This is a genomic window from Lysinibacillus sp. 10T31 (assembly GCF_056394365.1).
The window spans coordinates 1-25,735 of sequence record NZ_JBFTHS010000050.1 but is presented as its reverse complement, the minus strand read 5'-3'; the positions used below and the strand labels follow the sequence as shown (position 1 = coordinate 25,735).

Below are 25,735 nucleotides of genomic sequence, written 5' to 3'. Positions count from 1 at the left end.
AAATGTCATCTGCTTCTTATTTAACTGTAAAAGCATTAACAAAATATATTAAACGGAAATTTGATGCCGACCCGCATTTACGTGAAGTCTATGTAAAGGGAGAGCTATCCAATGTCAAGATTCATCAATCAGGGCATATTTACTTTACATTAAAGGATGATGGAGCGCGCATTGCGGCTACCATGTTTAAAACTGCAGCCGCAAAATTAGCGTTTGAGCCAAAGGAAGGTATGCAAGTATTTATCCGTGGAGATGTAAACGTTTATGAAGGCTATGGTACATATCAATTATATGTACAGGAAATGCAACCAGATGGAATTGGTAGCTTGTTTGTTGCCTTTAACCAGCTGAAAGAGCAGTTACAGCAAGAAGGGCTGTTTAAACCTGAGTGGAAACAACCAATTCCGAGGTTTCCAGAAAAAATTGGTGTTTTAACGTCGACAACAGGTGCCGCCATTCGAGATATCTGTACAACATTAAAGAGACGCTATCCACTTGCTGAAGTTTTTATTTATCCAACCCTTGTACAGGGAGCACAAGCAGCGCCAAATATTGTTCACAATATTGAGCGAGCAAATATTGATGCGAGTTGCGATGTACTGATTGTTGGGCGTGGCGGTGGATCGATTGAGGATTTGTGGGCATTTAATGAGGAAGCTGTTGCACGAGCGATTTTTGGAAGCCATATCCCTATTATTAGTGCAGTAGGTCATGAAACCGATACGACTATCGCGGATTATGTAGCTGATTTGCGCGCGCCGACACCAACAGCAGCGGCTGAAATGGCTGTACCAGATCAACAAGATTTATTTCAACGGGTGCTTACACAAAAATCACAACTGCATCAAATCGTAAGGGCGCAACTTATGGCAGAACGTCAGCGTCTAAATAAGCTCCAACAATCTTATCCGTTGTCAATGCCAGAACGCTTATATCGACCATTTACGGAAAGGCTAGCACAACTTGAATCGGGATTACAAAAAGCGATGCAAGTCGATTTAATGAAGAAAACAGCGCAGTTTCAACAATTACATAGTGCGGTAGAGCAGCACTCGCCGAAAAAGGCATTAGCTTTCCATCAACGAGAGCTAGAAACTCACGTCCAACAATTAACTCGTGCTGCAACGCATTATGTAACGAAGCAAAAACAACAATTTGAGGCAACTGTCAGAACTTTAGAGGCATTGAATCCACTTGCCATTTTAACAAGAGGCTTCACGGTAGCTTATAAAGATAATCAAATGTTAAAATCATCAGCTGATGTAAAGCCACAGGATCAATTAACACTTTCGTTCCATGATGGAAAGGTTATTGCTGATGTGGTAAAGATCTTGCCGAAAAATGAGGGGGAATAATTGTGGCAGAGAAACAACAAACTTTCGCAGATGCAATGACGGCACTTGAGGAAATTGTCCGTCAGCTAGAGCAAGGTGATGTGCCGCTAGAAAATGCGATTGATCTATATAAACAAGGAATGGAGCTATCACAATTTTGCCATAGTAAGCTGCAACATGCTGAGGAGCAGTTAATTTCTATTGTCCAAGAGACAGGTGAGACTACGGCATTTGATCCACTAAAGGGAGAGAACTAAGAGATGAACGAGCAATTAAAACATTTTATTGAAAGCAACATCCCGCAAGTTGAAGCTGAAATGTTTGCACTAGTCGAGAAAATTGATGCACCAGCCAATTTAAAGGAATCAATGCTTTATTCATTAAAAGCTGGAGGTAAACGTATTCGCCCTCTTTTCGTATTGGCTGTTCTTGAACTATACAATAAGGATTTGAAGGATGGTTTAACGGTAGGATCTGTAGTTGAAGTCATCCATACGTATTCGCTAATCCATGATGATTTACCAAGTATGGATAATGATGATTTCCGTAGAGGAAAGCCAACAAATCATAAAGTTTATGGTGAGGCATTAGCGACACTTGCAGGTGATGCATTGAATACACTTGCGTTTGGCATTTTAGCACGCATGGATGTATCAGCTGAAAAACGCATAGAATTAGTCAATCTGTTAAGTAAAGCAGCTGGTGCAGAAGGTATGGTTGGGGGTCAAGTACTCGATATGGAAGGTGAGAAGCGTCAGCTAAACATAGCTGAGCTTGAGCATGTCCATATTAATAAAACGGGCGCTCTATTACGATTTAGTATTGAAGCGGGAGCAGTGTTAGCTGATGTAACGCAAGAAGAACGCGAAACTTTAAAGGAATATGCGCATCATATCGGTCTTGCCTTCCAAATTCAAGATGATATTTTAGATATTGAGGGTACTACAGAAGAACTAGGTAAAACTGCAGGTAAAGATGTAGCAAGTGATAAAAGCACATACCCAGCTCTATTATCTTTAGATGGGGCAAAAGAAAAGCTTGCAGAGCATTATCAGCATGCCATTAACGCACTAGATAAATTGGAAGTTGATTCCAGCTTATTGCGTGAGTTTGCAGCCTATATTGTACATCGTAAAAACTAGGGGAAAAACAAGGCGTTATCGGCACATAATATGCTAGAATAGGTGAGGGCGTTTGCAGATGTGCAAACAATAAAGTGTTCGTACTTTTAGCATATTAATAACACTGTTATAATGGTGGAAACACAATTACGGTGAATAATTTATTGAAAAGGTGTGTGAGAAAGGTGGATTTAAATAAGATAACTAGTCCAGCCTTTTTAAAAAGCTTAGATAAGAAGGGTCTTGAGCGACTTGCACAAGAAATTCGTACCTTCTTAATCGAAAAATGTTCTGTCACAGGTGGTCATATTGGACCGAACCTAGGTGTTGTGGAGCTAACGATTATGCTCCATAAAATGTTTGACAGTCCACAAGATAAGTTTTTATGGGATGTTGGCCACCAAGCTTACGTGCATAAAATTTTGACAGGTCGTGCAAATCAATTTGATACATTACGTCAGTTCAAAGGGCTTTGTGGTTTTCCGAAGCGCGTGGAGAGTGAACATGATGAGTGGGAGACAGGTCACAGCTCGACATCGTTGTCAGGAGCCATGGGTATGGCAGCAGCACGTGATATTAAAAATGAAAAGAACTTCGTGATACCAATTATTGGAGATGGAGCTTTAACTGGTGGTATGGCGCTGGAGGCATTAAACCATATCGGCCATGCTAAAACAAATATGATTGTCATTTTAAACGATAATGAAATGTCAATCGCTCCAAACGTCGGAGCGTTACACAATGTACTAGGACGTCTTCGTACAGCCAAAGAATATTCAAAAGCAAAAGAAGAATTGGAATCGCTCATTAATAAGATTCCAGTGTTAGGTGGTAAGCTTGCTACAACTGCTGAGCGCCTAAAGGATAGCTTAAAATATTTAGTGGTATCAGGAGTGTTCTTTGAGGAGCTAGGCTTTAAATATCTAGGTCCGATTGATGGACATGATTTCGACGCTCTTGAGACAACATTATCACAAGCTAAAAAGGTAAAAGGCCCAGTGCTCGTTCATGTTATTACGAAAAAAGGCAAAGGTTATAAACCTGCTGAAGATGATACAATTGGTAATTGGCATGGTACAGGACCTTATAAAATTGAAAACGGTGCCTTTGTAAAGTCTGAGGCGAAAGGTCCAGCTTGGAGTAGCTTGATTGCTGAGACTGTCCGCAAGATTGCTCATGAGGATAAACGCGTTGTCACTATTACTCCTGCAATGCCAGTGGGTTCAAAATTACAAGGGATCCAAAAGGATTTCCCAGAACGATTCTTTGATGTGGGGATTGCTGAACAACATGCAGCAACGATGGCGGCAGGTTTAGCGACACAAAAGATGAAGCCATTTTTAGCCATTTACTCAACATTCCTTCAACGTGCCTATGACCAAGTACTACACGATATCGCACGTCCAAATCTAAATGTCTTTATTGGAATTGACCGTGCAGGTTTAGTTGGTGCAGACGGTGAAACACATCAAGGCGTATTTGATATTGCATTCCTTCGTCATATGCCAAATATGACAATTATGATGCCAAAAGATGAAAATGAAGGTCAGCATATGGTGAAAACAGCCATTGATTATGATGGCGGTCCAATTGCGTTACGTTATCCACGAGGTAATGGTATAGGCGTCCCGTTAGATGATGAGCTTATGACGTTACCAATTGGAAGCTGGGAAGTGTTACGTGAAGGTAAGGATGCAACAATTTTAACCTTTGGTACGACGATTCCGATGGCAATGGAAGCAGCCGATAATCTAGCACAGCAAGGTGTAGAGATAGAAGTAGTCAATGCTCGTTTCATTAAACCGATGGATGAGGATATGCTTCACCGTATATTAACAAGCCGTAAACCAATATTGACGATTGAAGAGTCAGTCCTCCAAGGTGGGTTTGGTAGTGGTGTATTAGAATTTGCCCATGACCATGGCTATTTAAGTGCAATAATCGATCGCATGGGAATCCCTGATCAATTTATTGAGCATGGTAATGTAGATCAGCTTCTCGCTGAAATTCATATGACGGCTGAGGATACAGTGGCACGTATGCATGTGTTACTTCAACAAAAACAGCAAGTAGGTTTGAATAAATAATGACAAAACAACCAAAAGAACGTGTAGACATTTTACTTGTAGAGCGTGGGCTATGCGAAACGCGAGAAAAAGCAAAGCGCTCTATTATGGCAGGGCTTGTTTTTTCTAATGAAACTCGCATCGATAAGGCGGGGGAAAAAATTGCTATAGATGCACCACTACAAGTAAAAGGCTCTGATATAAAATATGTAAGTCGTGGCGGCTTGAAACTTGAGAAGGCGCTACAAATTTTTGATATGTCTGTAGAGGGGAAGCTAATGCTTGACATTGGCTCCTCTACAGGAGGTTTTACCGATTGCGCATTACAGCATGGTGCAAGACATTGCTATGCATTAGATGTTGGTTCTAACCAACTTGCATGGAAAATCCGTTCTGATGAACGTGTAACTGTAATGGAAAAAACAAATTTCCGTTATACGACAGCGCCAGATTTAGCAGAGGGTTTGCCAGACTTTGCAACAATTGATGTTAGCTTTATTTCATTATCGCTAATTTTACCTGTCTTAAAAACATTGTTAATGCCAGGTGGCGATGTAATGGCACTGGTGAAGCCTCAGTTTGAAGCTGGGAAAGAGAATGTCGGTAAAAAAGGCATTGTTCGTGATAAAAAAGTACATTTAGAAGTTTTAGAAAAAACAGCTGCAATGGCGACAGAGGTTGGCTTTGTCGTTAAGGATGCTTCGTTTTCTCCGATTACAGGAGGCGAGGGAAATATTGAATTTTTATTCCATTTAGTGAATCCTATTGGTAATGAAGAAATTCCTGCATATACAGCTTTTAATGCACTCGTTGAAGAAGCGCATAGTGCACTAAAATAACACGTGCTCGTTTACAGAGCCGTGTTTTTTCTTGTGCTTTTATGTTTAAAATGGTAGTGTAAATATACAAATATTCAACTATTTATAAGAGGTGACCGACATGAACAAAGGACAAAGGCATATACGAATTCGGGATATTATTGCCAATCATGAAATTGAAACACAAGATGATTTAGTCGATTTTTTAAAAGATGCAGGCTATAATGTGACACAAGCAACAGTATCACGTGATATTAAAGAGCTTCATCTTGTCAAAGTACCGTTACAGGATGGACGCTATAAATATAGCTTGCCCGCAGACCAACGTTTCAATCCTATACAAAAATTACACCGTGCATTAGCGGATGCTTTTGTCAGCATTGATGGTGCGTCACACTTTTTGGTAATGAAGGCCCTTCCTGGTAATGCCAATGCTATTGCATCACTACTTGACCATTTAGATTGGCCTGAAATTTTAGGTACTATTTCTGGAGACGATACTATTTTAATTATTTGTCGTAACGAAGATGAGCGTGAAAATACAAAAAATCGCTTATTAGACATGCTATAAAATAGCAGGGTAATTTGATACAGAGGTGACATTTGTGTTAAGAGAGCTTAGTATTCGAAACTTTGCCATTATTGAGGATTTAACAGTTAGTTTTTCAGGTGGTTTAACTGTTTTAACAGGTGAAACAGGTGCAGGAAAATCAATTATTATCGATGCCGTACATTTACTTGCTGGCGGCCGAGGGAATTCCGAATTTATTCGTCATGGAGCTAAAAAGGCTGAATTGGGTGGATTATTTCAAATTTCAAATTCTGGGCATCCTGTTCATAAGAAACTTGAAGAGGCAGGCATTGAAATTGAAGAAGATACCATTATTTTACGCCGTGATTTAAATGATACTGGAAAAAGTGTTTGTCGAGTAAACGGTAAACTTGTGCCATTATCTGTACTACGTGATATAGGGGCAAGTCTCATCGATATTCATGGTCAGCATGAAAATCAAGAACTTATGGATGAGAAACAGCATATCTATTTGCTTGACCATTTTGCTGAGGAACAACTTACACCTATTCAAGATTTGTACAGTTCCCATTATGATGAATATCGTTCACTTAAAAAAGAGTTAGCTTCGATTTCGATTGATGAACAGTTAATGGCGCAACGTATTGATTTGTATCAATTCCAAATGAAAGAGCTGGAGGATGCCAATTTAAAACTTGGTGAGGAAGATGAGCTACTGGATGAACGTCGCCGTCTAATGAATTTCAATAAGATTTTCGAACGCTCGAGTGCCGCATATGAAGCTATTCAAGGTGAATCAAAAGGCCTTGACTGGATTGGCAATGCAATGGGTGCCTTAGAGGACGCTGCGACAATTGACGAGCAATTTAAAGAGGCATCAGAATCTGTCACGACTGCATTTTATGCTTTACAGGATGCAGCTTACCAGGTCAAAAATGTGTTAGATGAATTAGAATTTGATCCGGCACGATTAAATGAAGTTGAGCAACGTTTAGCCTTAATGCAAAATTTGAAGCGCAAATATGGTTCAACAGTTGAAGAAATTTTAGCGTATTACGATAAAATTAAAACAGAGTTAAATGAGCTTTTAAATCGAGACGAAATTTTACAAGTAAAAGAACGAAAAGTACTGGAAATGGAAGCAGTGCTAAATGAGCTTGCTGCAAAACTTTCTACTGTTCGAAAGGACGCTGCACATAATTTAAGTGAAGCTATTATGGCCGAATTACGTGAATTACATATGGAAAAAGCAAAATTCATTGTTAATTTTGATGAATTGCCTTACTTTGATGCAAATGGTAAAGACCAAGTAATTTTTTATATTTCTACGAATGTAGGCGAGCCGCCAAAATCTTTACCGAAAATTGCTTCTGGTGGAGAATTATCGCGTATGATGCTTGCGTTAAAGACGATCTTCTCATCCTCTAATGGCATAACATCAATTATTTTTGATGAGGTAGATACAGGTGTAAGTGGTCGTGTAGCGCAAGCGATCGCAGAAAAAATTGCTGCAATATCCGTTAATTCTCAAGTTTTGTGTATTTCGCATTTACCGCAAGTGGCAGCGATGGCTGATCATCATTACTTTATTAAAAAAGAAGTTGAGCACGATCGAACATTTACGTCATTATTGGAAATAGATACAAATGCTCGTATTGAAGAAATCAGTCGCATGATGTCTGGAGCGGAAATTACAGATTTAACTTTGCAGCACGCAACAGAGCTCTTAAAAATGGCTAATGCACGAAAAAAACAAATGAGATAGCAAATGAATCCAGAAACAGCACGTTGTTTCTGGGTTTTTTCTTTTTGCGCAAATATTTACCGCTTATAAGAACGCCACAAAAACACATAGTAAAAAGACCAAAATAAAAAGGAGGTGTCGTATGTATCGTCGTTGGCGTCAATTTGTCATTTTGCCTATGCTCATCGTTTTATTGTTCATGCCCGTAAAGGCTTTTGCCGCAAAAAAGCTGATTCCGATGGGCGAAGCAATTGGTATTCAACTTCAGCTATCACATGTATTTGTAGCACATGATGTGCTATTAGCCTCCAATCAATGGATGAAAGGAGGCGCTGTAATAGAAAAAATAAATGATATTACAGTAAAAACGCTAACAGATGCCAAAAAAGCTGTTGCTCGGCAAGGACAACAGAAATGGACGATAAAAAGTGAAGGAAAAGAAGTGACACTTGATTTACAGGAGAAAGAAGCAGAACATGTTATTTCCTTTCTAAAAGATGAAACAGATGGAGTAGGAACATTGACATACATTGATCCAGAGACAAAAAATTACGGTGCATTAGGCCATCAAATCGTTGATTCAACGTTACAAGAAGCCCCTATTTTCCATGCTGGCTCCATTTTTTTAGCTTCGATTCAACAAATTCGTAAAAGTATACCCGGTCAACCTGGCTATAAAATATCCTCCATTGAAAAACATCAGGATCGATTAGGGAGTATAGATAAAAATACAGTTTATGGAATTTTTGGCCGTTGGGAAGACGGTTATCAACAAAGTTTGCCTAAAGCAATTGAAATTATGCATGAAAAGGATATAAAAACAGGGAAGGCTGAAATCTACACGGCGATTGAGGGCAGTAAGGTGGAAACCTTTTCAATTGAAATTACAAAGGTTGAAAATGAACGCCTTGAATTCATAGTAACTGACAAAAAGCTCATTGAAAAAACAGGCGGTATTTTGCAGGGAATGAGTGGCAGTCCTATCATTCAAGACGGTCGTTTTGTAGGTGCGGTTACACATATGTTTGTGGAGGAGCCAAAAAAGGGAGCAGCACTTACAGTATCAGAAATGTTAAAAAAATCATCATAAAAATGAAGGAGCTGCCATAAGGTAGCTCCATTCTTTCATGAAAATATCTTGTTCATCAAGTATTTCGTTTATTTATGAAGCGATTAGCGACACTTTAAAAAAACTGTAGTTTTATCTCCATTTTTTCTCTAAAATATATGGTATAAGCATTCGAAGCTTTGCAAATATTTATCATAACTTGTCGATATAAAAAGAAAGTATCGGACTACATACTCATTTTTGGAAATTGAAAAGGTTTTTAAAAYAAAAATGTCGAAAATTCCAAAGTGTGCAAAAATTGCATTAGGGGATAGGTGACGCTTTGGGGTAATTCAAAGCACAGTTCAAAAGGAGGAATTTAAATGACAAAGGTTAAAGTAGCGATTGCAGATGATAATCGTGAGTTATTGAAAACGATGGAGCAGTATTTTCAAGGGCATCCTGAAATAGAAATAATTGCAACTGCCTCAAATGGGAAAGTTTGTTTACAGATGCTAGAAGAATTCACACCGGATATTTTACTGCTAGATATCATCATGCCGCATCTTGATGGGTTAGCTGTTTTAGAGTCGATGTATCAAAATGAACGAATGTCATCCATTCAAGTTATAATGTTAACTGCTTTTGGTCAAGAAGATGTGATGAAACAAGCTGTAGACTTAGGTGCATCTTATTTCATGCTAAAGCCATTTGAATTTGATCAACTGGTTCAAAAGATCTTACATTGTGCAGGACAGAAGGCTACACTTCCTAAAAAGACAAGTGTATCGATTTCGTCGATGTTTGGTTATACGGTACATCATTTAAAATCAAAGCCGACAAATAGCGAATTCATCGCCATGATTGCAGACAAGATTCGCATCGACATGATGGCGAGTTAAACGTTGAAGTGACTGCGTTTGTGGACGACAGGCTAGAGGAGAATAGCCGGTAAACTTATTTTATGTATCGATTATATAACGGAAAATTTAACGCCTTATTAAGCAGTTTACGCCGACTGTTTAGGGGGCGTATTTTTTTATGTCATTAAGTCCGTTTTTAATAGAGATCGACCGTTATATGCTCGATTGTTCTGCGAAAGGTCTATCAAAGAAAACGCTAAGTTCATATGAACAAACTTTAAAACTATTTGCGCGATATTTGGAGGATACCTTCGATATTACTGACGTTAAGAGCGTCACAGCAGAGCACATAAAGGCTTATATCCGTTCAATCGAAGAAAGAGGCAAGTTTCAAGTAAGTGCCGCTGAAACACCTGTGAACTATCCTGAGAGACGCGGTGATTACGGCAAACCTGTTAGCAAGACGACAATAGCGAATTATGTACGTAACATAAAAGCATTTTATTCGCATTTATACAACGAACAGATGATTCGCAAAAATCCGTTGAAAGACGTTAAGAATGTTAAACCGGAGAGAAAAGTAAAGATTATGCTCGAAGATAACGAGTTGAAACAATTTTTCCGTTCTTTCGACGTAAGTAAATTCGACCAGTATCGTGATTGGGTAATAGCGCGCATCATTTTTGATACTGGCGCAAGAATTAGCGAGTTATTGGAGGTAGTGCCTGCGGATATTGATTTGCGAGGCAATGCGATGTTACTACGTAAGACAAAGAACGGTAAGCAGCGGTTTGTTTACTATTCAGAAAAGACACGTAAGCATCTAAAATCGTGGATTGCTTATAAAGATCGCTATAACGATAGCCCATACGTATTCCCAACGAATCGTGGCACAAAGTTGCGTATAGAAGGTGTAGAGCGGTCGTTTAGATTACGGAGCCGTGACGTGGGTTTAGAGGTAACGCCGCACTTGCTTCGAAATAATTTTGCAAAAAGATATCTAATTAACGGTGGTGACCTAGCGACACTTTCTCGATTATTAGGACATGCAAGTGTTGAAATAACCTCGCAGATTTATTTAGATTTCGCAGATAAAGAGGTTATGCAGAAGTATCGGCAACATAGTCCGCTAGAGAATTTAGACATTTAACAAAAAGAAAAAGCCTAGCGCTCGTAACGCTAGACCTTTCCATAATCCGATTTAACACTAATTGCCTGCCAGCGATAGTGTTCACTCACAACTGAATATGAGCGATGATATGCCTTCATTTTACCTCGAAAAATCGTAAAATGCAAAGGTCTGCTTTCCTATTGTCTTTTTTAGGAACGTTCACTGACGAGAAGCCGTTAAGCGTCATTAAAAAACACGTCAGGTTACGTCGAGCCAACGCAGTAAATTCGACTATATCGCAGGTCAAGCCGTTTCCTGTTACGGTTGCGATGAATTGGTGAGCGCCACCATTAAGGGCGCGGCATGGTTTATCGGCTAGTTACGGCTAGGGTAAGCATGTACAAGCGGACAATCAGCGTACAAATACGCTCAATTAAGGACTACCGCACGTCTAGGACGATAAATAGACGAGTACATACGGATAGAAATATCCCAATCTAACAGGAGCATACGAGAAACCCAGGACGTCACTATGACGCTGAAATATGCGGTTGTTACTTATTGTTGCTATTCGCGTATTTCTACGTGTCTAGCGATAATAGGTAACCACTTTGCGCCGATTTCCCGGAGCGAGCAGCTATTCTGCTGAAAATGGGTGCGGTTGTCAAGCTATGATTATTAAAAAATATCACTTAATTTATCTAAATCTGATGGTTTATCATTTTCGATTTTAGAAAATAACTCATTTAATTTGTTACGTAAATTAATAATATTAGTTTCTAATGATCCGTCACTTTGTGCGTTAGTATAAACACCAGGTAGGTAAATTCTTCCGTTTTGTAAATTATCAAGAATATACTTAATATCACGTATTTCAGATTGATAGTATTCTTGTAATGATGGTTTGTCTTTTTGCAAAATAATCACCTCATTTCTTTTTTGTGGAATAATTATACCAAATTACAAAAAACAAACAACTGAATGGAAATTTAAATTTATCTTACAGAGACAACAGGGATTATCAATTATTTGTTGAATACTATATTATAAATATTAATTAAGAGGTGTTATAGTTTGGATCAACAAATAATTGATTTAATGTTTAAAGTGAAGGGACTAGATATAATAGAACATTGCCCACATTGTGAAAGTTATGTTGCTCCTACTTTAATAGATAGTGATAATTTTTACGATGAAACAAATCATCAATCACTGGAAACATATATTTTAAAATGTAGTAGATTTAATTGTGGAAGATATTATATGGTAGATGCATGGTTAGATACCGATTTTGATGGAAAATATTATGCTGTGGAAGCTATTAAATATCCTAATAACATGAGTAATTACATTGATAAAGACATTGAAAAGGTATCAAGTAGCTTTATTGAGATTTATAATGAGTCTATCACTGCTGAAAATGCTAAATTGTTAAAAATTTGCGGCTGTGGATATAGAAAAGCAATAGAATTTTTGATTAAAGATTATATTATTTATTCAAATAGACAGGATGAAAACTTCGATGAGGAAAAAATAAAATCTTCGGTTAAAATAATGAATCTGATAAATACATATTTCAACGATAATCCTATAAAATTAGTAGCAGAAAAGATTTTTTGGTTAGGAAATGATGAAACACATTATCAAAGAAAGTGGAAAAATAAAGATATTAGTGATATGAGGAGTTTAATTGAAATACTTCTTTATAAAATTAAGATGGAACTTTCATATGAAAAATATACAACTGAAATGAATCCTCAAAATAAAGACGCCTAGCCATAATGGTTAAGCGTCTTTTTCTTCGTCTACTTCTATAAAATCGATAATCTCCGTAATATCATCAATCCCCAAAGTCTCTGCAATTCTCTCAATATGTCCGAAATTGATGTTTCTTCTCTTACCATTATTCAATTCGCTTAGTGCTGCGTGTCGTATATCGCATTTCTCCGCTAGCTTTCTCAATGATCCGACCTTGTACTCTTTAATTAAGTAATCAATTTTTACAACAACTTGCTTAGCCATTTAAAATTCCTCCTAAAATTACACTTGACGTTACGCAATAGCGTACCATATAATGATAACAGAAGTGGTACTTAAAAGCGTACCAAAAAAAACACTATGGAAGGCGGAATGTGAAATGTTTACAACGTTAGACGAAGGCAAATGGTTAACAGACAACGAAGTTTGGTCAGTGGAGTATCAGATTGTTACGTTTGAAAAAGAAGGCGTATTCTCAACGTCTTATCAAGTGTTTGTAAAGCGACGCAACTGTAGGTGGGATTATACAGTTCCTACGACGCCAGTTCCGTTATACGTACAGGAAATGATTGACGACACTATTCGTAAGTGCAAGCGGTTAATAGCAGAGTATACGAAAAAAGTAGCCGATCAAGCAACGGAAATTGTTATCGCAGATAGTAGTGACTACTTAAATAACTACGAGGCTGTATCCACAGAGAAAGGCGCATGGAGAACGATTGTAATGCGTTTATCAAATAAAGCGCTTAAAACAATACCGATACTAGAGCATATATATGTAGTTTGTTCAGATTTCTATCGTGCCTTGATAGTTGATGGTCAGGAGTTAGTGATTGGGGGGATTCCAGCATGAAACAAGGAGTTGCTCGTAAAGCGTCAGTACAGTCGTTTGAACGCGAATATAAGAAGGCATACATTAAGTTACTTACGAAAGCAGCCGCTGATACAGCAAAGCAGGTAGACGCATATTTTTTCGGTGAAGAAGGCGAGGACGGTGAACTTAGAGTGTGGTACTACGGTACAACAGCGTTTTCTATCGCAATAGCTTTATTTATATATGTAATGATGTAATTAACGGCAATTTAAATTTGGCTAGAGGTGAATGACGTTTCTAGCCTTTGTTTTCCCTTGCTAAACCCGTTGATTTAGGCGTCCTAGCAACGCAGTAATAGTATTTATCATCCGGAGGTTAGAACGCCTTAAAACGCACTATATCAAAGGTCGAGCATCGATTCACTGGCGATAGTAAGACGGATAGTTTCGTAGAGACAAGCGCCTTCATTTCACCTTTATAAACGTGGCTAGAAACGGTTTTAAATCGCAAGTCGACGTATTTAGCATGAAAAGGACAAAACGTCTAAAACGAAAGGAGAATTAACGAAATGACGCAAATAGAAATTTCGAAAATTAAGGTAGAGGATAGGATTCGCAAGACATTCAATAATATCGAGGAATTAGCAGTAGAAATCGACGAGTTAGGACTAATCAATCCAATTACAATTACGAAGGATTTTAAGTTACTAGCAGGTGAGAGGCGATTACGAGCGCACAAACACTTAGGGCGAACTCATATCGAAGTGAACATCGTTGATACAGACGATGAAGAAACGCAATTGCTAATCGAAATTAAAGAGAACGAATCACGTGAAAGTTTTACGTTCAGCGAACGTATGGACTACGCTAGACGATTAGAGCGAATTGAACGTGAGAAGGCAGTACAGCGTATGAGTGAAGGTGGGAAAGGAGTGCAAAATTTTGCACACGTTAAAACAAGGGAAGTTGTCGCAGAGCAAGTAGGATTCGGCTCGGGAGAACAGTACCGAAAAGCAAAATACGTTGAAGCAAACGCAACTGACGAAGTTATTGAAAAGTTAGATATGGGGGAAATGAGCGTACACGCAGCGTGGAAAGAGACGAAAGCACGCCTAGAGCAACAAGTGACTGACGCAGAAACGCGAGCAGAGCAGGCGGAGCAGCGACTGTTAGATGCGGAACGTAGTGAAGAAATCCTTACACGCCAGAATGAGAGGCTTACAGATGAGTTATCGTCTGTAACAAAGCCGGAAACAGTCGTAGTCGAAAAGGAAGTTGAGCGTATTGTTGAAGTTGATAAGACGGATTATTCGGCAGTCAAGCGATTGCAGGCGTATGAGAAGCGATTCGGCGCATTGGAGAATTACAGCGACCGGGTGCGTGCAACGAACGTATCTGACGCAACTACTGCGATTGTTTCGTTTAATATGGCGGTGCGTGATTTTAGAACTGGAGAGTCGGGAGGTTTCAGGGGAGGCAAAGGTATTCCAAATTTGGACACCCTTGAAGGTTCGTCTGCGAACGAAAGATTGGCGAAAATGGCTTGACGCTTAGGGAGAGTAAGGCTGAACGGAAATAGAGGAAATAATTTTAAAAAAATGCAAAAAACTGCTTTACATTTGCAAGCAGTGACCGATATAATGAGGAGTGGTACGTCTGTTTTCGTGCGGACTATAACCATTATAGCATTTTTAAAATTATTTATAATGTCATTATACAGGAGGATGAACGACAATGCAAGCGAAAATCGAAAAATTTATAGTAATCCACTCTTGCCAAGTAGCACAGGAAATCATCGATGCAGGACAAGCCTTAATCAAAATGGAGCCGAGTCGACATAGGCGGGGCAAACTTGTATTTATATTTGAACGATCACATCTTATCGATGGAATTCTCGCCAAAAGTTCCAGACGACCTCAACCGCAGTAAACCGCATCTAGTTTTGTCATCTATATTATCGTAATTAATTGATAGATTGATAGCTGCGGAGGCTTTAGCCGACGCAAAGGGTTTTAATCATTTAATAACGACATCAAAAGTAAGTGAAAACACTTAAGCCAGCTGTCGCTGTCTTGCATAGCGATAATTATTATATCGTCTATTATCTTTAAGGGACACACGCTATAAACCTTGGTATATCAACGTTTCTAAGAAATTCTGCGACGGAAATGTCGCAAAAACAATATTAATCGGGGGTATTATGATGACGAATATTACAGTAATTGATTCAGTAATGGGTAGCGGTAAGACGAATTATGCAATTCAGTACATGAACGAAGCAAGTCCGTTAGATAGGTTTGTATTCGTGACACCTTTTAAATCAGAGATTACACGTATCCGCGAAAATGTAAAAGACCGAAATTTCTTAGAGCCTCTACATATCGGTGGTGGACCTAAGATGACGCATTTAAAACAGTTAATCGCGATTGGTGCAGATATTGCGACTACACACGAATTATTCTCTCGCGCTGACGATGAATTAATCGAGTTGCTAGAACAAAGTGGCTATACGCTAATCCTGGACGAAGTAATGGACATTGTTTCAGATGTACCAATTAAAAAAGCGGATATTCGTCGATTAATTCAAAATGGTGACGTCAAACTAAACACCGACACTATGCAAGTCGAATGGACGGGGGATCCTAACGATGATTCGCGTTATCGAGATATTCGAGAGTTGGCGCAAGCGGGTAATCTTTACTTATTTCGTGGCAACTTCATGGTTTGGGCGTTTCCACCGGCAGTGTTTAAGGCGTTTCCAAGGGCTTACATTTTAACGTACCTTTTCAAGTGTCAAATGCAAAAATATTACTTCAATATTTACGGATTTGAGTATGATTTCAAGGCGGTTGAAAAAGTCGGAGATAGGTACGAATTAGTTGAATACGATGTGCGTCGAGAAAATCGAGAGCAGTTACGAGCGTTAATTACTGTATATGAGGGGAAATTAAATGACGTAGGGAGTGGGAATGGTGCGCTTAGTCAGTCTAAGTTACGAAATTATGACGCTGATACATTGAAGAAAATTCGGGATAACACTTCTAACTTTTTTAGACGATATGCGGATAATGCGAAAGCTGCAGACGTTTACATCTCAACATTAAAGGAAGTTGAGCCTTCGTTATCACCGAGGGGATATAAAGGTTGTTTTATCGCACATAACGCTCGCGCTACGAATGAATACGCAGACAGACGCGCAGTTGCTTACTTACTAAATCGATATATGAATAGAAATAAGCTAACGTTCTTCCAAGAAAACGGCGAAAAAGTAGAGGAAGAATTATACGCAGTCAGCGAGTTAGTTCAATGGATTTTCCGCAGTCGTATACGTAAAGGTGAGCCGATTCATGCGTATATTCCTGCGAGCCGAATGCGTGAAGTGCTTGAAAAGTGGGCGAATTACGAGATTTAAAAGTTAAATTCTTCAAAAAAATTCTACTAAAGGGGAAATGGATATGACAGCTATAAATACAAATATCAAATTAAAAAAAGGTGACGTATTAAAGAGCACATTTTTAAAAGTTGCACCAGGCGCAGGGGCAGTTGATTTAGCACGACGATACTATTTTTTTAATATGGTGAAATACGACGAATTAGAAATCGCAGCAGCATTAATTGACGGTCATTTTGAGGGAGTTGATGACCCGAAAGTCCGCCGTTGTGCTCACTGTGGGTATTACTACCGCGATAAAACGAAAAACAATAGTTCAGTAATATGTAGTAAAGAGTGCGCCAGTGGAAAAGATATTGTGTTAAAAGCTTGGAGACGAGAAGTACGTAAGGATGATAAAGTCCGCCGTTTGACGTGGTTAGATTTACATTATGCGTCATCATATAAGGGAGAACCTCTAGAGTATCCGTTTTGGCGATCAGATTGGCATATGTTTGAGTATGACCGTAAGCGAAAGGTGTATTCATTCGGAGACGACTTCGAGCAATATGTAGCCCAACAAAAACGTAAGGCAGAAATGGGTGGTAAGCGTAAAACTGCGGAACAAATTGATTATGACGGATACAATGTACCCCGCAATATCCACGTTAAGTTAGGCGGGCATGTAGGGTATGGAAAAGTAACTGTAATAAAACAAAGTCGTGAGGAAATCGAGTCGGAATTACTGACGCGATATGGCGCTAAAAAGCTACAACAAGAACGTTTTCGCGCTCAAATGGCAGCATTAGGTAGGTATAAATTTTAGGTACGACCAACTCGGCTATAAGTGAGGATACCAGGTTTATCCTGGCTATTTTATTTAGACGTTTAGCGTAAATAACAACAAAAGACAACAAAAAACGAAAGGGGATTGTATCATGGATTTTAGCGATTACTTACGTAAAACAAGATTTTTCTATGGCTTAACACTTAATCAATTGTCAGAACGTATCCACTATTCAATAGGGCACATTAATGATATTGAAAGAAAAAGAAAAACTGCATCAGATAAATTTAAAGCGACGGTTAGACGTGAATTTCCTCGGAATGAAGCGTTTGACCGTTTTTTATATGCAGAAAAAGAAGGTGAGCTGAGCATTAATGATTAATGAAATGACACGTAAATGTCGCACTTGCAAAGAAGTTAAGAATCTAACCGAATTTACCCGGCGCCCAAAAGCACCACAAGGGCGAGAGTCACAATGCAAGGCATGTCGCAGTAAAGCACGTTTCGAAAGCTCCTCATATATCCGGGAACGATTCCGTAAGCATGTGTACCGCCATAACACGGTTAATCTCTATACGGAAGCAACAATTGAAGAAGTATTGAGAGCTACAAATTGCGCCTATTGTGACGTAGAAATGACGCGAGGTAAACGGGAGATAACAGAGGCTACAGTCGATCATGTATATCTAGGGCACAATATAGACGAAAATGTAGTCGTTTGTTGTCGTAGTTGTAACTCAAAAAAGCATAGACAGCATGTTTACGACTTCTATCAATCTAGCGAAAAATTCACAGACAAACTTTGGCATGAGTTTGTTAAACGATTTGCAAGTCGTTTCTTAAGACATGAGGCGAACGAACAAGAAATCGAGTCCTGGAAACTAGGCTTTAAAGTAGAGAGCGAGGAAATGAAACGATATGGAGCATAAAAAGTATTCATCAAATTATCGGGGTGAAGGCAAGAGAGCGAAGCCGAAACGAAGAAAGAAACAATTCAATCGCAACGGTATCGAAATTCACGGACAGCGACCGCCAAGGCCGCGAGTAATTAATGGGACGGTGTTTTACTAATGCAGATTTACTACAGTAACGAAAACGGAGAGCATTGTATCTATATCGACGAAGAGGAACGCCAGCATCGGATATTCTTGCCGCCGGAAGTTGCAACGTTAGATGCTCGATATTTTGTGCAATCAGAGGCAGCCAATTACGTAATACAGCAACTGCTAAAAGGCGGTGATTAATATGGACGTTGTAGTGGATAAATATGAGCGACCTGTCAACGGTTATGGTGGGCTTGAGTATTTTTATAAAGTTCACAAAGTACCAGGTGGTAAGGTAATTAACTCCTTCTATGTACCTCATAGTTACGACACAGAGGAAATGCTTGAAAATGAAAAGAGAGTAAGGAAAGAGATTCATGCGTATCTAGAAAAGCACGACTATAAAGCAATCACAAACTATTAAAAAAGGCGGAATAAATATGACAATCCAAAAATTAAACGAGTTATTTGATAAAGGCTATGAAATTCAATCGAAATTTGGCACAACAATCGCTATTCAACTAAAGCAAGGAATGGATGAGGAAATATCTAAAATTAGAGCAGATAAACATCTTACGGCGCACGGTCAAAAGGCCAAAATAGAGGAGTTAAAGCGAGAGGCAGCTCGCGAAGTGTTTGGAGTTGTAGCAAAAGAAAAAGCTGAATACGCAAAGGTTGCTGCAGAAGCTACGGCACTCGCTAAAAAGATGAAAACAGACGCTATTAAGCCACCATCTAACCTAGTTGACGTTAAGTTGTTCGAGCAAGAACTCGCTGCCTTACAGACGTCCATCATGCTTAGTACAAACGTAGATACAGCAATTAAAACAATTGACGCATTTCAATCAAAATATGATGAACCTTATTATGCTACCGAACTACAAAAAACGTTTCCTTCGCTTATCCAGACAGTAACTGCTATTGATGACAGTCCGATGCATAGACAGGCATTAAGATATATTTATACTAGCATCCAGGCAAAGGCTACTACGCCAGAAGTTACGAAGGCTAACGATATCCTAGCGTACTTTAGTGAAGGTGAGGACATTAAATTGTTCCGTGAGGGATCGCCTCAGCACGACACTGTTAAGACGTATATTGGCGCTATTGCAAATCACATTAACGATCCAGAAACGGCGCTAGGCATCCTTGACGGACAGGTTGAGACATTTGCAGGCAGCGCAGGGACACATGTAATGGAATAACGATGGGGCGGACTTAGTTCCGCCTTTTTATATTTTCAAAAATAAAACGAAATGGAGACGATTAACTATGATTAAAATTTACTATCGCGAAGATGGGACGGCAGTAATTAAGGGCGATAATCGATTAAAAGAAAAATTACCGGAAGGCTTTAACGTATCACAAGTCGATATTTCAGACGTGCGAATCGACGCTCAAAACTTATTAATCGCCGCAGACAAAGCGTCGTACGCGGGAGTTGAGTATGTGAAGCAATATTTTGCTATGAAAGCAGCGTTTGAACGACGATTGGAATTAATCGCTGAGCAAGCAAAACAACCGAGAGTTTCTCATGCGCCTTCGATTACTTCACGGTCAATTAAGCCAGTGGACGCATAAGCAAAGCGAAGCAAACTGAATAACGAAATATTAACGAAAGGCATGACTTAACCGTTGTGCCTTTTTCTATTCATAAAAACGCAAGGGGGATGCGAGAAATGAACGGAAAGGCAATTGTATTCAAAGCCGGAGCAGCAGTAAATCGTATTGATAAAAGTAATTTTAAAGTTAATGGCGACTATATCATTTATGCGAATAGCATTAGGCCTCAGTTATTACGAGTTGTATATACTGACCTCCGATGGTCATTAGCTGCAGTTAAGATTTTAGAGGCACTTACTTTAGCCATAAAAAAAGTAGAGGGACAAGATACCCTCGATGAATTTAAACGTGCATGTAAAGAGTTTGATTCAGTTATTAGCGGTATGAACGGCGGTGGCTCTTAATTGGCGATGAATCTGACAGCCATATTCAAGGTTCGTGACCAAGGTACGGCAAAATTACGCCAATTAACGCAAATGATGGACAAGATGAACCGTACAAGCCGTACGACTAGCGATAGTATAGCAAAAACGCAATCAGCAACCAATAAGCTTGGAGGCGCAGTCTCTTCCGCGTCAAACCGTATGAGTGGATTTGAAACACGAGTCTCATCAATACGCGTAGGTGCTAACGGGCTTAGTGCGTCACTCCGAGGTATGCAGAGTTCGCTAGTCGGGATAGCAGGAGCATATTTAGGCGCATCTGCTGCAGCAAAAGCATTTGATTCTACTATCGGAAACGCAGCACGCTATGAACAGTCAGAGGTCGCAGTCAAGGCGATATTTAACGATGATAAAAAGTCTAATGCGTATATGCAGATGATCGATAAAATGGCGATTGATAGTCCATTACTTAACTCTACCGATATGTTAGCTTCCTCAAAAAGTTTGGTTGCGATGACCAAGAACGTCAATGATTTAGGTAAAGCTTGGTCGATTATTGAGCGATTAATGGTTCTTGATCCCACGCAAGGTACCGAGGGGGCAACTTTTGCGTTAAAAGAGATGTGGCAAGGTGATTCGTTATCAATGGTTGAGCGATTCGGACTAAATAAAGGTGAGCTAAATCGTATTAAAAAGTTAGCAATTCCAAAACAAATTGCAGAGATTAATAAAATGCTAGACGGCATGGGGATCACACAGAAAACAGTATCTTCAATGGGGGAGACAAGTCTCGGGTATTGGGCACAAATACAAGAACGAGTCGGAAAGTTCATGCGGCAAGTCGGGAAGATGGGTAACTCTAAATTAGGCGCAACTTTAGGGGAAATCGTCGAGGTGTTAGATAAAGCTGACCTAGATGGTTTAGCTGCCAAACTTGACAGAATGCTGGCGAGCCTAGTAGATAGAGCAATAGCATTCGGTAAATTCGTCTGGAAGTGGCGTGATCCAATCTTATATGCAGCAGGCGCAGTCGCTACATTTGCTGGCGCATTAATTGCTATAGGAGCTATATCAATACTGGCAAATCCCATCTCGTTAATCGCCGCCGGAATATCTGCAGTAGTAGTCGGATTCAAAGCTCTTTACGATAATAGTGAACCACTCAGAAACACCATAAACGGTATTGGTAGCGCGTTCAAAGCCGTATCTGAAATATTTAAAAATGGGCTTAAAGGATACGGAACAGCGAGAAACCTTTTGGAAGAAGCTGGACTTAGTGAAGGGCAAATAAGAGCTATTATGACGTTCGGATACTCGCTGAAAGATGCGTTCGACAAGGTTAAAGCTATCTTTAAGAGTACATCAAGCATTTTCGGAGGCGAACATAAAGCGTCTTTAGATATCCTAACAAAGGCTGGTTTCTCGGAGAACCAAATCGCACTTATCCGTAAATTCGGATACGGACTAAAATCAGCGTTCGATTCAGTTAAAGGAGTATTCGACGGAATAGGAACGATGATGCTCGGCGGCGGTACGGTAGATTTATTAACTGCGTTAGGATTCTCGCCGGAAACGGCTGCACAAGTAGAAGGTCAGATTAACGGAATCGTATCGAAAATCTCGGAATTTATAACTAACGTTAAAACTAAATTCGGAGAGGTTAAGGATTACATCGCCGAAAAAATAACGGAATTATCTCCTACATTTGAACGTCTTCAAGAGATATTCTCTACGGCATGGTCAACTATCGTTAGTATCTTCACAAACGCATGGTCGATCATTGAGCCATATCTTAGCGGTTTCTGGAACATGCTACAGGTTCTCGGAGACATCGCAATGGTCGTGTTTAATAACATCATCGTCCCGGCAATTTCGTTCTTAGTTCAACTATTCTCGACTTTGTGGGCGATTGCGCAGCCTATTTTAACTGGTATGGGTCTGTTATTCGAATTGGTATCGACAATAGTCAAGCGACTATATGATAACGTCCTAGTGCCGTTTATCGACTTTATCACAACTGCTGCAAAAAATGCGTTAGACAACCTTTCAGGAGCGTTAGCAATCGTCCAGGGTTGGTTTGAGACGTTAACTGGATGGGTATCAACAGCTTACGATAAAGTTAAGGATTTCATCGGCTTTATCGGCAAAGCTAAATTACCGGATTGGGTAACTAACGGTATTAGCGCAGGTGTAAACTTTGTAGGAAATATTTTCGGCGGGGACAAGGGCGGTAAGAAGTCGCACTACAGCGGATTAGACTCAGTTCCATACGACGGGTACTCAGCAAGGTTGCACAAAGGTGAGCGCGTCCTTACTGCGCAAGAGAATAAGGAATATTCGCAAGGTAAAGGCGGTGGGGCCAGCGGTGGAATTACTATCGCGAAGTTAGCTGACCAAGTTATTATACGTGAGGATGCGGATATCGACGAGATTGCATACAAATTAGCGAAGGCGATAGAGAGACAGGCGACGCAAGTTGGCTAAAAACCGTATTGAATTTTGGTTAAAGGATCGGCATAACGTCTAAACAACGAAGGCAGGCATCGAATTTATAGCGGTGCTTGCCTTTTCTAATTAACCGAACAAGGAGTGATGGAATGACAACGATTGATATTGAGCGTATCCGCGCAGATTTAAAGCGCTTTAGAGAAGAAAAGGCTGCAGCAGATATTGAACGTGGGTACTGTATATTGAAAATGAAACCAATTAGTGACCACTTTGCATATGAGGTGTATCAGCGTTATGAAAAAGATGTGAAGGCGTTCTTATTGCAGTATGCAGATATATTATTACAGACAAACGAATGGCTTATGTTAGATGCCACCGACAAAGTAAATTCATGGATAGAAGCGTTGAGTGTAGCAAGGTGCTGCGCTAACACTATGCTTAAAACTGATTGCACAATGATGGCGTACTATTTGCTTAGGGCAACAGGTCAAACCACAGGTCAAAAAGGATCACCACAAGTTGCCGCAAGACATATTACAGAGGTTGTTGCAGATAAGTTTAATCCTTATTGGTCGGAGATGGAGTGCTTAGACTACACCGGAGATTATGACGCATATTTAACGCAGAAAATGGAGGAGATTAAACAATGGCAAAACTTACACTAGATGGATTAAAGGCGAAGCTAACGCCCGCTAAAATGACAGCGGCAGAATTATTACTTGAACGAGAATATGCGCCAAAAGGTGAGAAGGCAACATATGAATCAATTGCTGGCGAGCTAGGAATCGGTATTCGTACTTTGTATGAGTGGCGTAAAGAGCCGGCGTTTGTTCAGTATATGGCCGCTATTAGCGATACAAAGCTTGATAGCTACCGTTCACTTGCTGACGCACAATTAGTCCGTCTTATTCAAGGAACGAGTAACAACGGAATGGCAGCGATTAAAGCGTTAGAACTATTCTATAAAATCAACGGTAAATTAGTCGATAAGCGAGAAGTAGTAATGCATGAACAGTCACCTGCGGATACATTAGATGTCGACAAGGTTAAGGCGGAGATTGAACGACTACGCCAATCAATGCAATGACGCAAAACTAACGCAACAAATATCGGGCATACCTTCGGGTGTGTCCGTCTTTTTTTATGTCTATTATCGGATAGATGACGTAAAGTTGACGCAGTTTTTAAAACGTAATAATGCCGTTTTATACCGAAATCATCGGGCACACAGGGCTGGCGCACGTGGGTGTCTGAAATCTCCACGGTTCGATATGACGCAGTTTCGACGCATTATAACGTTTTGCAAAAGACAGATAGTCGGCAACCTTTTGAATGTATGCTTTTTATGAAAAGGATACATATAAAACGTTGATAAATAGCCATTTAATAATTGCGTATACAACGAATGTATGCTATTTTGGATATAACGATAAAAAGCATACATTCAAAAGGGGCGTAATTATGGCTAATCATAACGAGAAAAAAGGCATGTTAATCGATGTGCAGCCGTTAAAATCGAAAGAAGAAATAAATGAGATGTTAGAAGCGTTAGGTAGAACGAAGGAATTTGGTCTACGCAATCAGCTACTATTCAAGCTCGGCATATCTACCGGCTTACGTTGCGGAGATTTAGTTGCGCTTAGAGTCGAACAGGTAAAAGGGAAGTCGTCGTTTAAGATTCGAGAAGGCAAGACGAAGAAGGAGCGCACTGTCCACCTGGATCAACTAATGGTAGCTATCGCAGACTATATCGATACATTGCCGCCAGGAACAACGTACTTATTCCCATCGCGCAAAGGCGACGCACATATTAGCACGACGCAAGCTTATCGCATTATTATTGCTGCTGGCGATCAAATCGGCAATCATTCGGTTGGTTCTCACACGATGCGCAAGACTTTCGGTTACACTTACTACAACGCAACTAACGACATAGCAACGCTAATGGAAATCTTTAATCATAGTTCGCAAAAAACAACGCTTCGTTACATCGGAATGACTGATGAACGAATTAAACAAAGTATTAAAAACGTTTCATTCTTTTAATTAATCAACGCGATCAACAGCGATTCAATTCGTTTGTTGGTCGTTCTTTTTTTGCCCCCCAAAGCCCGTCCGCTGTAGCCCGCTCATCTGACGCTCGCTACTTCTACGCAATATTTTTTATTCCTCGAGGTAAAAATAAAATTCGAGTTTCTTCCTATGTAAATAAGTATATAACGCAAAACTGACGCAATAGAACTTATGGGTATATTTAAAAGAGGGATGACGCGCTTCTAACGCAGTCGTATCAAGGGTTTGAGTGAAATTTAGGGGTTGCAATTTATCCGCTAGATATGTATAGTTTGATTCAGCGCAAAAATAATATTTACCGGTAATAGAACATAGGAGTTAAATTGAAGATGGATGTAAAAGAAATGTCTTTATTTTCGGGTTATTCTATTTCTAGGATATACGAACATTTGCAAGAAATTAGACTTATTGACGATGGGTTTGCGTTGAGGGACGATGGTGTCACTATATTTTCTATCGATGAATCCGCAGCTTATATGAAAATGCTACGTACTATTGAGGCGACAGGAAGAGTTAAAAAAGGTATAGTTGCCTTATTCAAGGCGTTAGGAAAATATGAGTATTTAAATCGTAAGTAAGTAGTTTACAATTGCAGAGTGTTAGCGTAAAATAATCGGTAAATATAAGTCGTGTAAAACTGTGAAGGCTTCCGGTAGAATAGCCGGTAAACTTCCGTTTTATAACCGATAGATAAAATAAGTAAACTCCGGACGCCATCACGAGTTGAACGTGCAATTCGTCATGCGATTGAAGTCGCGTGGAACCGTGGAAATTATGAATCGATTTCGTCGATGTTTGGTTATACGGTACATCATTTAAAATCAAAGCCGACAAATAGCGAATTCATCGCCATGATTGCC

30 protein-coding genes and 1 pseudogene are annotated in these 25,735 nt (G+C 39.6%); 29 read left to right on the top strand and 2 right to left on the bottom strand.

Annotation, left to right across the window (positions count from 1 at the left end; genetic code table 11):
* Positions 1 to 2: 2 nt before the first annotated feature.
* The 10 genes from xseA to AC1DCY_RS22075 all read left to right on the top strand — a co-directional run bounded on the left by xseA (position 3) and on the right by AC1DCY_RS22075 (position 10,676).
* Positions 3 to 1,355, top strand: a complete 1,353-nt coding sequence (gene xseA / locus AC1DCY_RS22120; protein ID WP_477353540.1) for an exodeoxyribonuclease VII large subunit — start codon at positions 3 to 5, stop codon at positions 1,353 to 1,355.
* Between the two features lie 2 nt (positions 1,356 to 1,357).
* A complete protein-coding gene (gene xseB / locus AC1DCY_RS22115) occupies positions 1,358 to 1,591 on the top strand; it encodes an exodeoxyribonuclease VII small subunit (RefSeq protein WP_053483717.1) in 234 nt (77 codons plus the stop codon).
* 3 nt (positions 1,592 to 1,594) lie between these two features.
* Positions 1,595 to 2,476, top strand: coding sequence for a polyprenyl synthetase family protein (locus tag AC1DCY_RS22110; protein WP_477353539.1), 882 nt, complete (start codon positions 1,595 to 1,597; stop codon positions 2,474 to 2,476).
* A 164-nt stretch (positions 2,477 to 2,640) separates the two neighbouring features.
* A complete protein-coding gene (gene dxs, locus AC1DCY_RS22105; RefSeq protein ID WP_477353538.1) occupies positions 2,641 to 4,542 on the top strand; it encodes a 1-deoxy-D-xylulose-5-phosphate synthase in 1,902 nt (633 codons plus the stop codon).
* Entirely contained in the window at positions 4,542 to 5,360 is an 819-nt protein-coding gene (locus AC1DCY_RS22100) for a TlyA family RNA methyltransferase (protein WP_477353537.1), read from the top strand. Before dxs ends, AC1DCY_RS22100 begins: the two co-directional genes overlap by 1 nt.
* Before the next feature lie 100 nt (positions 5,361 to 5,460).
* Positions 5,461 to 5,910, top strand: a complete 450-nt coding sequence (gene ahrC, locus AC1DCY_RS22095; RefSeq protein ID WP_053483721.1) for a transcriptional regulator AhrC/ArgR — start codon at positions 5,461 to 5,463, stop codon at positions 5,908 to 5,910.
* A gap of 34 nt (positions 5,911 to 5,944) precedes the next feature.
* Positions 5,945 to 7,636 carry a DNA repair protein RecN gene (gene recN, locus AC1DCY_RS22090; RefSeq protein ID WP_477353536.1) on the top strand — a complete coding sequence of 564 codons (1,692 nt, stop codon included), beginning with the start codon at positions 5,945 to 5,947 and terminating at the stop codon, positions 7,634 to 7,636.
* Positions 7,637 to 7,757: 121 nt separating this feature from the next.
* Positions 7,758 to 8,705 (top strand): SpoIVB peptidase S55 domain-containing protein, encoded by a 948-nt coding sequence (locus AC1DCY_RS22085; RefSeq protein WP_477353535.1) that lies wholly within the window; start codon positions 7,758 to 7,760, stop codon positions 8,703 to 8,705.
* 341 nt (positions 8,706 to 9,046) lie between these two features.
* Entirely contained in the window at positions 9,047 to 9,565 is a 519-nt protein-coding gene (locus AC1DCY_RS22080) for a response regulator (protein WP_477353534.1), read from the top strand.
* 139 nt (positions 9,566 to 9,704) lie between these two features.
* A complete protein-coding gene (locus tag AC1DCY_RS22075) occupies positions 9,705 to 10,676 on the top strand; it encodes a tyrosine-type recombinase/integrase (protein WP_477353533.1) in 972 nt (323 codons plus the stop codon).
* Between the two features lie 639 nt (positions 10,677 to 11,315).
* Here AC1DCY_RS22075 and AC1DCY_RS22070 read toward each other — a convergent pair.
* Positions 11,316 to 11,555 (bottom strand): hypothetical protein, encoded by a 240-nt coding sequence (locus tag AC1DCY_RS22070; protein WP_477353532.1) that lies wholly within the window; start codon positions 11,553 to 11,555, stop codon positions 11,316 to 11,318.
* Positions 11,556 to 11,711: 156 nt separating this feature from the next.
* Here AC1DCY_RS22070 and AC1DCY_RS22065 point away from each other — a divergent pair, with 156 nt between their 5' ends.
* Complete coding sequence (locus AC1DCY_RS22065) at positions 11,712 to 12,413, top strand: DUF4145 domain-containing protein (protein ID WP_053485967.1); 702 nt, start codon at positions 11,712 to 11,714, stop codon at positions 12,411 to 12,413.
* Positions 12,414 to 12,422: 9 nt separating this feature from the next.
* On the opposite strand, the gene AC1DCY_RS22060 is transcribed toward AC1DCY_RS22065, so the two are convergent.
* A complete protein-coding gene (locus AC1DCY_RS22060) occupies positions 12,423 to 12,659 on the bottom strand; it encodes a helix-turn-helix domain-containing protein (RefSeq protein WP_053485966.1) in 237 nt (78 codons plus the stop codon).
* A 115-nt stretch (positions 12,660 to 12,774) separates the two neighbouring features.
* Between AC1DCY_RS22060 and AC1DCY_RS22055 the strand changes: the two genes are divergently transcribed.
* The 18 genes and pseudogenes from AC1DCY_RS22055 to AC1DCY_RS21970 all read left to right on the top strand — a co-directional run.
* Entirely contained in the window at positions 12,775 to 13,248 is a 474-nt protein-coding gene (locus tag AC1DCY_RS22055) for a hypothetical protein (RefSeq protein WP_477353531.1), read from the top strand.
* Positions 13,245 to 13,466: a hypothetical protein gene (locus tag AC1DCY_RS22050; protein ID WP_477353530.1), complete on the top strand. Its 222-nt coding sequence runs from the start codon at positions 13,245 to 13,247 to the stop codon at positions 13,464 to 13,466. Before AC1DCY_RS22055 ends, AC1DCY_RS22050 begins: the two co-directional genes overlap by 4 nt.
* A 311-nt stretch (positions 13,467 to 13,777) precedes the next feature.
* Positions 13,778 to 14,755, top strand: a complete 978-nt coding sequence (locus tag AC1DCY_RS22045) for a ParB N-terminal domain-containing protein (protein WP_477353529.1) — start codon at positions 13,778 to 13,780, stop codon at positions 14,753 to 14,755.
* Between the two features lie 656 nt (positions 14,756 to 15,411).
* Positions 15,412 to 16,620, top strand: coding sequence for a DEAD/DEAH box helicase family protein (locus AC1DCY_RS22040; RefSeq protein ID WP_477353528.1), 1,209 nt, complete (start codon positions 15,412 to 15,414; stop codon positions 16,618 to 16,620).
* Positions 16,621 to 16,663: 43 nt separating this feature from the next.
* Positions 16,664 to 17,404, top strand: coding sequence for a hypothetical protein (locus tag AC1DCY_RS22035; RefSeq protein WP_477353527.1), 741 nt, complete (start codon positions 16,664 to 16,666; stop codon positions 17,402 to 17,404).
* A 112-nt stretch (positions 17,405 to 17,516) separates the two neighbouring features.
* A complete protein-coding gene (locus AC1DCY_RS22030; protein ID WP_477353526.1) occupies positions 17,517 to 17,747 on the top strand; it encodes a hypothetical protein in 231 nt (76 codons plus the stop codon).
* Positions 17,740 to 18,294 (top strand): HNH endonuclease, encoded by a 555-nt coding sequence (locus tag AC1DCY_RS22025; protein ID WP_477353525.1) that lies wholly within the window; start codon positions 17,740 to 17,742, stop codon positions 18,292 to 18,294. The genes AC1DCY_RS22030 and AC1DCY_RS22025 overlap by 8 nt, the downstream gene beginning before the upstream one ends.
* Before the next feature lie 141 nt (positions 18,295 to 18,435).
* The gene (locus AC1DCY_RS22020; protein WP_477353524.1) at positions 18,436 to 18,609 is read left to right on the top strand and encodes a hypothetical protein; all 174 of its coding nucleotides are present in this window, start codon (positions 18,436 to 18,438) and stop codon (positions 18,607 to 18,609) included.
* Position 18,610: 1 nt separating this feature from the next.
* Positions 18,611 to 18,832 carry a hypothetical protein gene (locus tag AC1DCY_RS22015; protein ID WP_477353523.1) on the top strand — a complete coding sequence of 74 codons (222 nt, stop codon included), beginning with the start codon at positions 18,611 to 18,613 and terminating at the stop codon, positions 18,830 to 18,832.
* 16 nt (positions 18,833 to 18,848) lie between these two features.
* Positions 18,849 to 19,613 carry a hypothetical protein gene (locus AC1DCY_RS22010; RefSeq protein WP_477353522.1) on the top strand — a complete coding sequence of 255 codons (765 nt, stop codon included), beginning with the start codon at positions 18,849 to 18,851 and terminating at the stop codon, positions 19,611 to 19,613.
* A gap of 67 nt (positions 19,614 to 19,680) precedes the next feature.
* On the top strand, positions 19,681 to 19,989 hold the full coding sequence (locus AC1DCY_RS22005) for a hypothetical protein (protein WP_477353521.1): 309 nt from the start codon (positions 19,681 to 19,683) through the stop codon (positions 19,987 to 19,989).
* Between the two features lie 98 nt (positions 19,990 to 20,087).
* Complete coding sequence (locus AC1DCY_RS22000) at positions 20,088 to 20,375, top strand: hypothetical protein (protein WP_477353520.1); 288 nt, start codon at positions 20,088 to 20,090, stop codon at positions 20,373 to 20,375.
* A 6-nt stretch (positions 20,376 to 20,381) separates the two neighbouring features.
* Positions 20,382 to 22,838 carry a phage tail protein gene (locus tag AC1DCY_RS21995; protein ID WP_477353578.1) on the top strand — a complete coding sequence of 819 codons (2,457 nt, stop codon included), beginning with the start codon at positions 20,382 to 20,384 and terminating at the stop codon, positions 22,836 to 22,838.
* Positions 22,839 to 22,951: 113 nt separating this feature from the next.
* Positions 22,952 to 23,467, top strand: a complete 516-nt coding sequence (locus tag AC1DCY_RS21990) for a hypothetical protein (protein ID WP_477353519.1) — start codon at positions 22,952 to 22,954, stop codon at positions 23,465 to 23,467.
* Positions 23,449 to 23,889, top strand: a complete 441-nt coding sequence (locus AC1DCY_RS21985) for a phBC6A51 family helix-turn-helix protein (protein ID WP_477353518.1) — start codon at positions 23,449 to 23,451, stop codon at positions 23,887 to 23,889. The genes AC1DCY_RS21990 and AC1DCY_RS21985 overlap by 19 nt, the downstream gene beginning before the upstream one ends.
* Before the next feature lie 374 nt (positions 23,890 to 24,263).
* Complete coding sequence (locus tag AC1DCY_RS21980; protein WP_477353517.1) at positions 24,264 to 24,848, top strand: tyrosine-type recombinase/integrase; 585 nt, start codon at positions 24,264 to 24,266, stop codon at positions 24,846 to 24,848.
* Between the two features lie 356 nt (positions 24,849 to 25,204).
* Positions 25,205 to 25,453, top strand: a complete 249-nt coding sequence (locus AC1DCY_RS21975; RefSeq protein WP_477353516.1) for a hypothetical protein — start codon at positions 25,205 to 25,207, stop codon at positions 25,451 to 25,453.
* A gap of 132 nt (positions 25,454 to 25,585) precedes the next feature.
* Positions 25,586 to 25,735 (top strand): annotated as a pseudogene (locus AC1DCY_RS21970) (sporulation initiation factor Spo0A C-terminal domain-containing protein); the annotation flags it as partial.

Bases quoted from the DNA above. Each gene is read 5' to 3' on its own strand.
- AC1DCY_RS22015 (WP_477353523.1), top strand. From the start codon at position 18,611: ATGGACGTTGTAGTGGATAAATATGAGCGACCTGTCAACGGTTATGGT.
- AC1DCY_RS21985 (WP_477353518.1), top strand. From the start codon at position 23,449: ATGGCAAAACTTACACTAGATGGATTAAAGGCGAAGCTAACGCCCGCT.
- AC1DCY_RS22055 (WP_477353531.1), top strand. From the start codon at position 12,775: ATGTTTACAACGTTAGACGAAGGCAAATGGTTAACAGACAACGAAGTT.
- AC1DCY_RS22060 (WP_053485966.1), bottom strand. From the start codon at position 12,659: ATGGCTAAGCAAGTTGTTGTAAAAATTGATTACTTAATTAAAGAGTAC.
- AC1DCY_RS22035 (WP_477353527.1), top strand. From the start codon at position 16,664: ATGACAGCTATAAATACAAATATCAAATTAAAAAAAGGTGACGTATTA.
- AC1DCY_RS22045 (WP_477353529.1), top strand. From the start codon at position 13,778: ATGACGCAAATAGAAATTTCGAAAATTAAGGTAGAGGATAGGATTCGC.
- AC1DCY_RS22005 (WP_477353521.1), top strand. From the start codon at position 19,681: ATGATTAAAATTTACTATCGCGAAGATGGGACGGCAGTAATTAAGGGC.
- AC1DCY_RS22030 (WP_477353526.1), top strand. From the start codon at position 17,517: ATGGATTTTAGCGATTACTTACGTAAAACAAGATTTTTCTATGGCTTA.
- AC1DCY_RS22075 (WP_477353533.1), top strand. From the start codon at position 9,705: ATGTCATTAAGTCCGTTTTTAATAGAGATCGACCGTTATATGCTCGAT.
- AC1DCY_RS22010 (WP_477353522.1), top strand. From the start codon at position 18,849: ATGACAATCCAAAAATTAAACGAGTTATTTGATAAAGGCTATGAAATT.
- AC1DCY_RS21990 (WP_477353519.1), top strand. From the start codon at position 22,952: ATGACAACGATTGATATTGAGCGTATCCGCGCAGATTTAAAGCGCTTT.
- AC1DCY_RS22110 (WP_477353539.1), top strand. From the start codon at position 1,595: ATGAACGAGCAATTAAAACATTTTATTGAAAGCAACATCCCGCAAGTT.
- AC1DCY_RS22100 (WP_477353537.1), top strand. From the start codon at position 4,542: ATGACAAAACAACCAAAAGAACGTGTAGACATTTTACTTGTAGAGCGT.
- ahrC (WP_053483721.1), top strand. From the start codon at position 5,461: ATGAACAAAGGACAAAGGCATATACGAATTCGGGATATTATTGCCAAT.
- AC1DCY_RS22040 (WP_477353528.1), top strand. From the start codon at position 15,412: ATGACGAATATTACAGTAATTGATTCAGTAATGGGTAGCGGTAAGACG.
- AC1DCY_RS21980 (WP_477353517.1), top strand. From the start codon at position 24,264: ATGGCTAATCATAACGAGAAAAAAGGCATGTTAATCGATGTGCAGCCG.
- AC1DCY_RS22085 (WP_477353535.1), top strand. From the start codon at position 7,758: ATGTATCGTCGTTGGCGTCAATTTGTCATTTTGCCTATGCTCATCGTT.
- AC1DCY_RS22080 (WP_477353534.1), top strand. From the start codon at position 9,047: ATGACAAAGGTTAAAGTAGCGATTGCAGATGATAATCGTGAGTTATTG.
- AC1DCY_RS22020 (WP_477353524.1), top strand. From the start codon at position 18,436: ATGCAGATTTACTACAGTAACGAAAACGGAGAGCATTGTATCTATATC.
- AC1DCY_RS21995 (WP_477353578.1), top strand. From the start codon at position 20,382: ATGAATCTGACAGCCATATTCAAGGTTCGTGACCAAGGTACGGCAAAA.
- AC1DCY_RS22050 (WP_477353530.1), top strand. From the start codon at position 13,245: ATGAAACAAGGAGTTGCTCGTAAAGCGTCAGTACAGTCGTTTGAACGC.
- xseA (WP_477353540.1), top strand. From the start codon at position 3: ATGTCATCTGCTTCTTATTTAACTGTAAAAGCATTAACAAAATATATT.
- AC1DCY_RS21975 (WP_477353516.1), top strand. From the start codon at position 25,205: ATGGATGTAAAAGAAATGTCTTTATTTTCGGGTTATTCTATTTCTAGG.
- AC1DCY_RS22000 (WP_477353520.1), top strand. From the start codon at position 20,088: ATGAACGGAAAGGCAATTGTATTCAAAGCCGGAGCAGCAGTAAATCGT.
- AC1DCY_RS22025 (WP_477353525.1), top strand. From the start codon at position 17,740: ATGATTAATGAAATGACACGTAAATGTCGCACTTGCAAAGAAGTTAAG.